The 11,270-nt window shown below is 33.8% G+C and carries 8 protein-coding genes; 3 read left to right on the top strand and 5 right to left on the bottom strand.

All coding sequences use genetic code 11. The features are described 5' to 3' along the window. Nucleotides 1-197: 197 nt before the first annotated feature. From OIU83_RS09630 to OIU83_RS09610, 5 genes are all read right to left on the bottom strand, one after another. Entirely contained in the window at nucleotides 198-2,537 is a 2,340-nt protein-coding gene (locus OIU83_RS09630) for a TonB-dependent receptor (RefSeq protein ID WP_264206043.1), read from the bottom strand. A gap of 310 nt (nucleotides 2,538-2,847) precedes the next feature. Then, a complete protein-coding gene (locus OIU83_RS09625) occupies nucleotides 2,848-5,205 on the bottom strand; it encodes a mechanosensitive ion channel family protein (protein WP_264206042.1) in 2,358 nt (785 codons plus the stop codon). Nucleotides 5,206-5,406: 201 nt separating this feature from the next. Beyond that, a complete protein-coding gene (locus OIU83_RS09620) occupies nucleotides 5,407-6,153 on the bottom strand; it encodes a succinate dehydrogenase/fumarate reductase iron-sulfur subunit (RefSeq protein ID WP_264206041.1) in 747 nt (248 codons plus the stop codon). 18 nt (nucleotides 6,154-6,171) lie between these two features. Next, complete coding sequence (locus tag OIU83_RS09615; protein ID WP_404827676.1) at nucleotides 6,172-8,082, bottom strand: fumarate reductase/succinate dehydrogenase flavoprotein subunit; 1,911 nt, start codon at nucleotides 8,080-8,082, stop codon at nucleotides 6,172-6,174. A 7-nt stretch (nucleotides 8,083-8,089) separates the two neighbouring features. After that, complete coding sequence (locus OIU83_RS09610; RefSeq protein ID WP_264206039.1) at nucleotides 8,090-8,746, bottom strand: succinate dehydrogenase cytochrome b subunit; 657 nt, start codon at nucleotides 8,744-8,746, stop codon at nucleotides 8,090-8,092. Between the two features lie 430 nt (nucleotides 8,747-9,176). Here OIU83_RS09610 and OIU83_RS09605 point away from each other — a divergent pair, with 430 nt between their 5' ends. The 3 genes from OIU83_RS09605 to OIU83_RS09595 all read left to right on the top strand — a co-directional run bounded on the left by OIU83_RS09605 (nucleotide 9,177) and on the right by OIU83_RS09595 (nucleotide 11,206). After that, nucleotides 9,177-9,581, top strand: a complete 405-nt coding sequence (locus OIU83_RS09605) for a hypothetical protein (protein ID WP_264206038.1) — start codon at nucleotides 9,177-9,179, stop codon at nucleotides 9,579-9,581. 223 nt (nucleotides 9,582-9,804) lie between these two features. Next, a complete protein-coding gene (locus tag OIU83_RS09600) occupies nucleotides 9,805-10,185 on the top strand; it encodes a helix-turn-helix transcriptional regulator (protein ID WP_264206037.1) in 381 nt (126 codons plus the stop codon). 139 nt (nucleotides 10,186-10,324) lie between these two features. Continuing rightward, a complete protein-coding gene (locus OIU83_RS09595; protein WP_264206036.1) occupies nucleotides 10,325-11,206 on the top strand; it encodes a retropepsin-like aspartic protease in 882 nt (293 codons plus the stop codon). Nucleotides 11,207-11,270 lie beyond the last annotated feature (64 nt).

Below are 11,270 nucleotides of genomic sequence, written 5' to 3'. Positions count from 1 at the left end.
GGCGCTAAGATTTACGCAAAGGTCGCAAAGCTGTGAAATCCTTTTAATCTTTTTAATCTGTGGCAAAAAATTAACCGCAAAGGTCGAAAAGGTTTACGCAAAGGTCACAAAGTTTCTCCTCAATTTTATCATTATAATAAATAAGGCTTTAACCAAAATGACAATATATTTTGGCTAAAGCCTTATTCTTTTTTTATTTAGAATTTGAAACTTACATTCCCCATAAAACGCAATGGAGCTTGAGGAGTAAGACGTACAGACCATGCCTTCTCACTCGTTATATTATCGGCTTTTAAACCAATTCTAAAACGTCCCATGTCATAAAACACAGTTGCATCCAATATGGTGTAAGATGGTATAATTACTTTTCTGGTTGTAGTATTTGTTTGGAAAGAAGAACTACCATAATTACCTCCAAAACCAGCACCAAAACCTTTTAGTTTTCCTTCTTGAAATTTATAACTCATCCATAAGTTTACCATCTTATCCGGACCAGAAAGTGCAGGTCGCAGACCTTCTATTGAGGCATCTGCATGAGTCATTTTGCTATCATTATATGCATAACCGGCAATGATATTGAATCCTGTAAATGGATTAGCAGTAAGTTCTACTTCAAAACCTTTACTTGATTGCGCCCCGTTTTGAATCATGTAGTTTACATCGTTTGGGTCAGTACGAACCATGTCTTTTACTTGAATATCATAATAACTGATGGTACCCACTAGTTTATGATTAAAAAGATCTCCTTTAAGTCCGATTTCCCATTGATTTGCTTCTTCAGGTTTAAAAACATCTCCTGCTGCATCTGTACCTGTTTTATTAGTAAAACTGTTCATATAGTTGCTAAAAACAGATAGCTTATCTTCAAATACTTCATACACAACTCCCAGTTTAGGAGACAATGCAGTTTGTCCATATTTTCCTTTATTCTCGCCTGTTGCCATAGAAGTTACTCCTTCACTCTCAAAACGATCTAAACGTAAACTCACCATCGTTAATAGTTTATCGGTAACATTAAATACATCCGAAGCATAAACAGCATAACTGTTGTCTCCATTATTCTCTGCACGTTTTACACCTGTCGAAGCCAAGTCATCGATTGTGGCTCTGTTAATTTTAGATGTTGCAGACGGATTGGTAAAATCAACTTCCGGACCAGTAATGTGAACTCTGTCAAATGTGTTAGCATTATTATAGTAATCTAAACCAACAACTAATCGGTTTCTGTGCGAACCTATTTTAAAATCCCCAGTAAAGTTTTGTTGGATATCAGTTGCAATAAATGATGTGTATCCTCTCATAACAAGAGCTTTTAAAGTAGTATCAGAAGTTCCGTTTAGAGCAGAGATATATCCATCAATAGAAGTTCTGGAACGGGAAAGGATAGATTGTGAAGTCCATTGTTCGGATATTTTATAATTAAACTGAACAAATATATTCATCATCTCGGTTTCGTAAGCAAGGTCATTACTTCCAAACAACTGTTTGTAAGGGAAGTTCATATCGGCTATACTTTCCGTTTTTTTACTTTTGGTCCAAGGATTAAATCGTAAAACAGAAGTTCCTTTTGCTTTTCCAAATTCTAAATCAAATAACAAAGAAAGTCTGTCATTAATTTGATAAGAAAAACTTGGTGCAAAACTTAAACTTTTGGTGAAACCTATGTCTTGAAAACTTCTTTCGAATGTATTAGCACCGTTAAGGCGAAACAATACCGTTTTATCTGCGTTAACAGGAGTATTGACATCAAAAGTTATTCGATTAAAATCCCAGCTTCCGGCATATAGAGAAACTTCTCCACCAAAACCGTTATAAGGTTTTTTGGTAACACGATTATATAAACCACCATAACTAGATAAATTAGTACCAAATAAGGTTGCCGATGGCCCTTTGATTGCTTCAATGCGTTCTAGATTTGCAGGGTCGATAGAGGAGTAGGAGAAACCTGCAACTCCATTTCTTACCATTGGTTCAGTTTCAAAACCTCTTGATCTAAAAGTAACACGACCTTGATTTGCGATCATCGGGATCCCCGAACCTGGTACGTTCTTGGCTATACTTCCTAAATCTACAGCCATTTGTTCTATAATTAATTCCTTTGGAACTATAGAATATACTTGTGGATTTTCAAGGTTTTTAAGCGGAAGTCTTGCTGAGTATACACTTTCTTTTTTAGAGAATTTGTTTGTATTATTTGCTACTGTTACTTCTTGCAATGCTTGTATGTTTTCTTTTTCCAGTTGGTAATTTGCTGTTGCACTCTGGCCTGTAGTAAGTTCTACAATAATGTCTTTTTGAGCAGCTCCAAGCATTTGGATTCGGATGGTATATTTCCCCGGAATAAGATCCGAAAACGTATAATTTCCATCTTCTGTGGTGAGGGTGTATTTATTATTTTCAACTATAGATACAGAAGCCGATTCAGCTGCCTGTCCATTTATTAAAGTAATGCGACCAGTAATTTTTCCTGATGTTTGTGAATAACAAGATAATGAGCTTATTACAAGAAAAGTAAAAGCAGATATTAGAAATTTCATTAAATATGTTTTAAAATTAGTACGTGGTAAAGCGCGCAAATATAAAAACATTATTTGTATTAAGTCTAAATAAAGTATTGTTTTAGTGTGAAAAATAAAACTTTAACACATAATGAATAATTTCTTTTTGCCACAAATTTCAATAAAACATGGTTAAGATTTTGATAAAGAGCTGAATAGGATTGTTTTTAGAAAAGGAAAGCGGATGATGCGGATTTACAAAAGTAAAGACACGGATTCCGAAACTTCGGGATCTGTGTTTTCGCCTTAGCAAATCTGCGTCATCCGCATTCCTTTTTAATCTTTGTTGTTATGTAGAGAAGGTTATGTTTTTGGCTTTAAAGCTAGTGAATAACACTTGGCGTGCACTACTAATAGTTTCTTCCGTGCGGTAAATGCTACACCAGAACTTTACCAATAATTTATAATTCCCATCGGATATTGCGGTAAAATAGATTTGGGGAGTTCGTGAGTTATTTACCAATGGTTGACTTTCCAGCGCTTCTATTACTATTAAATTAATATCATCCGGTATAATATCGCCAACTACATCAAAGGAAATTTCTACAAGTTTAAAATTATCTGTATAAGTCCAGTTCGTAATGCTTTGAGATAATAAATTACCATTAGGAATGATGATTTCGGCTCCGTTTGGTGCATTGATTTTTGTTGTACGTAATCCCATAGATTTTACACGACCCGATTGCGAACTAATTTCTATTACATCGCCAATTTGTATTGGTTTATCAAATATTAAAATAATACCCGATACAAAGTTGCTTACGATGTTTTGTAATCCAAGTCCAACACCAACACCCAGAGCACCTAATAGAATACTAAGTTTGTCCAATGGCATTCCCGAAGCTGCCACAGCCAGTAGATATCCTCCAATTAATACAACAAGACGAGTAATCAATAATTTGGAATGCTGACGTTTATTGACATTTTCTTCATTCTCATCATCAACTTCACCAAAAAAGTAGGCAACATATTTTTGAAGAAGATGCGCTATCCAGATTATGATAAAAAACAGCATTATATTACCCAGAGTAAATGTTATGCTACCAATAGTATTTGGGTGGTTAAGTATAGTTTTAAAAGAGGAATTTAATGATTCCCAAATATTTAAATTTGATGCAATTACAACAATCCACATATAACTAATCACGAGAATAAAAGGCTTTTTTAGTGTATCGGATAAACTTTCATGATCAAAAATTGTTTCCAAACCTCGCTTTATTCTTGTAGTATATATTTGTAAAAGAATGATTTCCAGAATGATTTTTAATAATACACTTAGTGCAATAATTTGAGTAAGGGCTATAAAAGCTGTTAGACTAAGCATGTTTGAAAGTGATACTCTTCCGAAAAGGTTAAAAAGGATAGCCAGGATATTAAGTCCTAAGAAAATAATACTCGCCCATTTAAAGAAGCCTTTAATATATAATTGCTCTTTTATACTCTTAAGCTGGACTAAGCCATAACGAATTCCTAAAATATTAATTAGGATAAAAGCGCAACGTTGGATTAAGCCAATACCGATAAATAAATCAAGGAAACAAAGTACAGAAAATAATGCTACAAGGAGAAACCAGTTTCGTATGGATTCTTTAGACCAGTTGTCTTTAAATAAAATACTGAGTACCACAAGCAGGATTAATTGTATTAGTTCTATAAACAATGCTGGAGCATATAAATTACTAACTATAGCAATATTAAGACCTATTACCGTTATAGGAAGTATGATACGACTATTAAGGTATTTAAAGTTAAAAAGGGAAAGATTATGATAGTGATTATTAACTTTTAAGTATTTTAAATTGCGGGATATATACCAATATAGTAGTCCCATAAAGAGTACCAAAGAGATTAATCCACCTATACTATAATTTAGATAATAAGTTGCTACACTTTTTTCTATAGCAACTTTTCCCTGGATAGTTTGTGCTAATTGTTTTTTAGCAATAGTATCGTTTGTATTCCATAAAAAAGGATACTCTTTGCCAAGAATGCTTATGCCGGATTTTTCCAGTTTTTTTTCTACAGATAAAAGTGCACTCGATACGGCAATTCTTCTTTGTACTGTAAATCTCTTTTTTGTATTTAGAATCTCACTATTGTGGTTCATAAGACTATCTGTACTTAGATAGGTTTTCTTAAGATTAAGGAATTCTTTATTAAATTGTTTGCGGAGTATAGTATCTTTTAAAAGGGTGATTAAGGCTTTGTCTTTGCGTAGCTCAATAAATCTGCCTTTAATTTTCTCAAGATTTTTGTTGCGTAAATTAATCGCATTATTTTGGTCGGTTAGTTCCTTACTAATCTCTTCCAGAACAATACGATACATTTGTTGGTTACGCACATTGGGATTAGCACCTTGTAAATTTGCAAGAATCAGGTCTAGTTTCTGTTGCGTTCTGTCAATTTCTGAGAATAGGTGATAGGTGCTACCGTCAAAATCAGCGTCATTATAGGCAGTTTGTAATACCTCTCCGGCTTTTTCGATAGCCATAAGATAATCACTATCGGTATTACTGGCATCATCAAATAATTTACCACGACTTTCTGTTTTGGCAGCAGTAGTAGTAGTTTGTGAGTAGGCGAGTGGCGAAAAAAATAATACCGTTAGTAAGGATAATAGACAAATAGATTTTCTTTTGTGAAGCATAATGTAAATCATGTATTTATGGTCCTCAAATTTAGAAAAATAGACCAGTATTACATTTAAAAACGGGAATAGTTTTATGATAGATGTAATTTTTAAGTTTTGTTTAGGAAATAAGGGAGCCATATAAGTTATGTAAGTCCTTAAGAGAAGGGTTTAACTTAAATAACTTATATGGTTAAAAACAAAATTTTATATAAAATACTATTTCTTGAATATTAAAGCCTTATTGTACTCATAATTCATTTTTGCAATTGATAGTACCGATATACCTTGTGGACATTCTGCTTCGCATGCTTCTGTATTAGTACAACTACCAAATCCTTCCATATCCATTTGATTGACCATTGTTAGCACTCTTTTGGATGCCTCAATTTTTCCTTGTGGAAGCAATGCAAGGTGTGTTATTTTTGCACCGACAAATAATGCTGCACTTGAATTTTTGCACGTTGCAACACAGGCACCACAACCAATACAGGCGGCTGCATCAAATGAAGCTTCAACAGTTTCATAGGATATTGGAATACTATTGGCTTCTGGAGCTTGACCGGTTGATGCTCCAATGTAACCACCAGAGGCGATAATAGCATCGAAAGCAGTTCGGTCAATTTTTAAATCACGTAATACAGGAAATGCAGTCGCACGAAAAGGCTCAATATATATGGTATCTCCGTCTTTAAAACTTCTCATATGAAGCTGGCAAGTAGTGGTATGTTTCAATGGTCCATGTGCTCTGCCATTAATCATTATTCCACATTGTCCACAAATACCTTCTCTACAATCATGGTCAAATTCTATAACTCGCTCGTGGAGTTGTACCAATGATTCATTTAAAAGATCGAGCATTTCCAAAAAAGACATATGTTCAGTAACGCCATCTATTTCATAATCTACCATTTCTCCTTTGGAGGATGTATTTAATTGTCGCCATATTTTAAGATATAGTTTCATGATTTTTTTGGATTTAAATTATTTATAGCTTCGTACTGCAAGTTCAACAGATTTAAATGTCAACTGTTCTTTATGTAGCTTAGGCGATTGTTTTTTTCCTTTCCATTCCCAGGCAGACACATAACAAAAATCGGAATCGTTTCGCACGGCTTCTCCATCACTGGTTTGGTATTCTTCTCTAAAGTGTGCTCCGCAGGATTCTTCTCTTTGTAAGGCATCATGACACATAAGTTCTGCCAATTCGATATAATCGGCTATGCGTCCTGCTTTTTCCAATTCGCTATTTAAGGTATCGTCACCAGTTATTAATAGGTCTTTTTCAAAGGATGCTTTTAAGGATTGAATATCGAGAATCGCTTCTTTGAGATTTTCTTTGGTTCTGGATAATCCGCATTTTTCATAAAGCAATCTTCCTATCGTTTTATGGAAATAATCGGCAGAAAGCGTTCCTTTACTTTCCAAGAATCTATTTAGTTGCTCTCTCACAGATTTTTCTGCTTCCGCAAAAGCGGGATGGTCAGTACTAATTTTAGGTGTTTTTAATTCTCCTGCCAGATAATTAGGAATTGTGTAAGGCGCTATATAATAACCATCAACACAGGCTTGTAGTAAGGAATTTGCACCAAGTCTATTGGCTCCATGATCCGAAAAATTAGCTTCTCCAAGAGCAAAAAGCCCGGGAATGGTCGTCATTAATTCATAATCGACCCAGAGTCCACCCATTGTAAAATGTGCTGCTGGAGAGATGAGCATTGGTTCTTTATAGGCATCAATTCCGTTGATTTTTTCATACATGGCAAAGAGGTTGCTATATTTTGCCTCTATATTTTTTTTGCCTTGAGCGGCGATTGCATCAGAGAAGTCAAGATAAACCGCATTTTTCATCGGACCCGCTCCATATCCGGCATCAATTCGTTCTTTGGCCGCACGTGAAGAAATATCTCTGGGAGCAAGATTTCCAAAGGCGGGATAGCGACGCTCGAGATAATAGTCGCGTTCTTCTTCGGGAATGGAATTAGGTTTTCTATCATCACCAACTTTTTTTGGTACCCAGATACGTCCATCATTTCGAAGAGATTCAGACATAAGCGTGAGTTTGGATTGATTTTCTCCATGTTGCGGTAGGCAGGTAGGATGAAACTGAATCCAGCTTACACCTGCCATATAGGCTCCTTTTTTATGTGCTCGCCATATCGCCGAACTATTGCAGCCCATAGCCAATGTAGAGAGGTAATACACTTTTCCATAGCCTCCTGTAGCAAGAACTACCACATCGGCAGCATGGCGTTCCAGAGCTCCCGTTTCCAGATTACGGGCTATTATGCCTTTGGCTTTTCCATCGACCAAGACAAGTTCAAGCATTTCGTGGCGCGTATGCATGGTAACTTTCCCCGTGTTAACTTGTCGGAGAAGTGATTGATATGCTCCTAATAAAAGCTGCTGACCCGTTTGCCCACGAGCATAAAAAGTTCTGGATACTTGTACACCACCAAAAGACCTGTTATTAAGATAGCCACCATATTCTCTCGCAAATGGCACTCCCTGAGCAACAGATTGATCGATTAAACTAGCAGAACATTCGGCTAGTCGATATACATTAGCCTCGCGAGATCTAAAATCACCTCCTTTTATGGTATCGTAGAACATTCTAAAAATGCTGTCTCCATCATTTTTATAGTTTTTGGCTGCATTTACACCTCCTTGTGCCGCTACAGAGTGTGCTCTCCTTGCTGAATCCTGAAAACAAAATGATTGTACATTATATCCCTGCTCTGCCAATGATGCAGCGCATGAAGCTCCTGCAAGTCCTGTTCCCACAACAATAACATGTAGTTTTTTTCTATTAGCAGGATTTACAAGTTTTGCTTTAGCTTTATAATTATTCCATTTATCGGCCAAAAGACCTTCTGGTATTTTTGAATCTAACATTTTCATATTATTTAAAATGAATATAAAGCGGAATCGCCATGAAGCCTGCTGTGATGATTAGGGTATATCCCCATCCGAATATTTTTATGGCTTTTACATATTTTGGATGATAAAGACCAAGTGTTCTTGATGCACTAAAAAAGCCATGTAAAAGATGGAATCCTAATGCTATAAAAGAGATTTCATATAATATTACATACCACAATTGCGAATAGGATTGTACAACAACCTCGTATAGATCTTTGTGACCAGCTGCATCGACAGGAAGATTGGTAAATTTATAAGTATACCAGAAATCCTTAAAGTGAATTATAAGGAATATAAGCAATATAGTTCCCAGGATTCCCATATTACGGCTGTTCCATGCACTGGAAAAATTTCTTTTATCGTAATGATAATTTTTTCCATTTGCAGTATTGTTTTTGGTGGTTATAATTAGGGCATAAACGGCATGACCTATTAATGATAAGTAAAGTACCCAGGAGATAATCTTGATAAGTATATTACCGGACAATGCATTGGAATACCAATTGAATTGTTCTCTTGCCTGGTCTTCGGGTAAAAAAAGTTGTAAGTTGCCCAATAGATGTATCACTAGAAAAAAGCACAGAAAAAGTCCTGTGAAGGCAATGATAAGCTTGTTTTTTAAAGTAGTTGATTTCATTGTTAGCATTTGGTTTTTAAGAAACCCTAATTTAACATAATTACGTGAATTTCACCTACAAAAACGGAAATAAAAAATAAGTAAAATAGAAGACTAATTTCTAATTAAAGATTTTTTGCACTATAAAATGAAACCGATGTGGTATAATCAGGCGGCTATTTTTATTAGGAGTAATGTTAAATAATGAACGAAAGATGCAAAATAATCCTTTTAGGGAATTAATTATAACATATAGTTATATTCTATGATTGTAAGGATAGGGGACAAAAAGGTATAATATGTAATATTGCTAGATAAACAATTGCTTTTAACCTTTTAGGATTTTAAGTTTTTGTTTAACGCCCCAAATTAATTTTAACAACTAATCTGTTTTATTGTGAAATTTCAATAAAATAGATTGTCTTGTTTCTATAAATAACTATTGATTATTATGTTCATAAACCTTACCAATGACAATGTCGAATTTCACTATAAATCAAAACGATGGAAATATGCTATTGATGAGATAGTGGAGTTAGGAATACTAAAAAAGAAGAAGAAATATCTTCTTGAAAATGGCGCTTTTATTATAGTTACAGTTTTTGCCTACTACTGTATGCTTTTCTCGAACCTCATAGAATTGCATTATATACTTCCCACAATACTATTTTATGCTGTAATCATTATCTTAAGATTTCATGATTCTTCCGAATTTGAATATTATGTTATTGTGAGGGATATTTATAAAAAAGAGATCAAAATTAAAATCAAAGCTTTAGACAAGCGTACAATCAGTAAACAAATTGATCAGTACTTAAGTCTGAAATTCAATCTAATAGTACATAAAAGTGCATAACCTTTTTAAATTTAGTAGATGTTTTTGTTAGAAATCTCAAATTACGATTTAGCTTTTATATGTGTTGCTATAATTTATGGTTACAATATTACAAATAAAAAAAAATAGTGATAAACTACATTTGCCAATTACTTATGGAATCTAAACATTATAATTAAAATGTATAGATGTAATACTAAAATTATTAGGGGTTTGTTATGTTATAGATCCCCCAAGAAAATATATGGCCCCTTCTATAAAAAATCAGATCAAAAGCATAAGAGAGTTGAAAAATTATACTCAAGAATACATGGCAAATCAACTAGGAGTAACACAAGCAGGCTATAGTAAAATTGAAAAAGGAAAAACCGTTCTCACTTATGTGAAATTAGTAGAGATCGCAAATATTTTAGAGGTTAGTGTAGAAGATGTTATAAGTTTTGATAGTCAAAAATATTTTAATAAAATAAACAGAAATAATAATGGGAACATTTTAAGTAGTACAGATAATAATAGTACAGCTTTAAAAAAACTTTATGAAGATAAAATTATGCTTTTGGAAAAACTATTGGAAAGAACAGAAGTTGAACTTAACCGGTATAAAGAAAAGTTTGGTGAAGTTTGAATGATTTATATTTCTTAAAATTAATCTATGATTAAGAAGTTATTTATTTTGTATTACTTAAAATATATTATTTTAGTGCCATAAATTATTCTGAATCTAATTATTTAGAATATTGAAGTTTAATTAATAAGATATTTTGATGAAATTTTTTTTTGTAATTATCGTTTTTAGTGTTTTTAATTTTTTTGGTAATGCTCAGCAGGTTGTACCTTTTACTGTTTCCACAGGTGGACATATGATGATTAATGCGGAGATTGATGGTGTAAAAGGAAAATTTATTTTCGATACAGGCGCGGGACTCAACCTTGTAACAAAAAACTATTTTGACAAGCTAAAAGGAACAACTACCGATAACACTTTTTTTACAGGTTTTAGAGCTACAGGAGATCGTATCGATTTACAACTTTACAGCGCAAAGGAATTAATCATAGGCTCATTTAAATATAGTAATCCTGGGATTACCTATCTGGATCTTAACTGGGGAGATATTGATGGGATTTTATCACTTAAAAATTTTGAAGATGCTATAGTTACACTGGATTACAATAAAAATGTTTTGGTAATAGAGAATAAAAAAGACTTTGCATCTATTAAGAAATCAGCAAAAGCTATAATTCCTATCCAGATTACTAATACCAGAGGAGTTTCATTGGGAATATCTTGTTATGCAATGATTAATGGGATACAAAAAGCGCAGCTTGTTTTGGACAGTGGTGCAGGAAAAGACGTTTATAGGGTAAATTCACGTTACATGCCTGTATTGAATATTGACCCTAAAGACACCTTAAAAGTAGAGAAAATAGTCAGGAAAAGCGAAATGAAGGAAGGACATGAAAACGTAATGTATAAAGCTGAATTAGGTAGTATTGCAATTGCTAATACTGATAAAGTTGCAGTTAAAAATGTTAAAACACAGTTTGTCGATGGTTTGATTTACGACGGAATTGTACCTATCGACTGGCTTGGAAAAAAAATAACGATCAGTGTTCCTACAAGCGAAATTATTGTATCGGAATTTTAATCCTGCTAAATAAGAAACCTCGAGTATTAATAATAAAACCTCCAGAGTCATATGATTTTGGAGG

The sequence above is a fragment of the Flavobacterium shii genome (assembly GCF_025847235.1).
GTDB lineage: Bacteria > Bacteroidota > Bacteroidia > Flavobacteriales > Flavobacteriaceae > Flavobacterium > Flavobacterium shii.
This window is presented reverse-complemented; position numbering and strand designations above follow the sequence as displayed.

Bases quoted from the DNA above. Each gene is read 5' to 3' on its own strand.
- OIU83_RS09630 (WP_264206043.1), bottom strand. From the start codon at position 2,537: ATGAAATTTCTAATATCTGCTTTTACTTTTCTTGTAATAAGCTCATTA.
- OIU83_RS09625 (WP_264206042.1), bottom strand. From the start codon at position 5,205: ATGCTTCACAAAAGAAAATCTATTTGTCTATTATCCTTACTAACGGTA.
- OIU83_RS09620 (WP_264206041.1), bottom strand. From the start codon at position 6,153: ATGAAACTATATCTTAAAATATGGCGACAATTAAATACATCCTCCAAA.
- OIU83_RS09615 (WP_404827676.1), bottom strand. From the start codon at position 8,082: ATGTTAGATTCAAAAATACCAGAAGGTCTTTTGGCCGATAAATGGAAT.
- OIU83_RS09610 (WP_264206039.1), bottom strand. From the start codon at position 8,746: ATGAAATCAACTACTTTAAAAAACAAGCTTATCATTGCCTTCACAGGA.
- OIU83_RS09605 (WP_264206038.1), top strand. From the start codon at position 9,177: ATGTTCATAAACCTTACCAATGACAATGTCGAATTTCACTATAAATCA.
- OIU83_RS09600 (WP_264206037.1), top strand. From the start codon at position 9,805: ATGGCCCCTTCTATAAAAAATCAGATCAAAAGCATAAGAGAGTTGAAA.
- OIU83_RS09595 (WP_264206036.1), top strand. From the start codon at position 10,325: ATGAAATTTTTTTTTGTAATTATCGTTTTTAGTGTTTTTAATTTTTTT.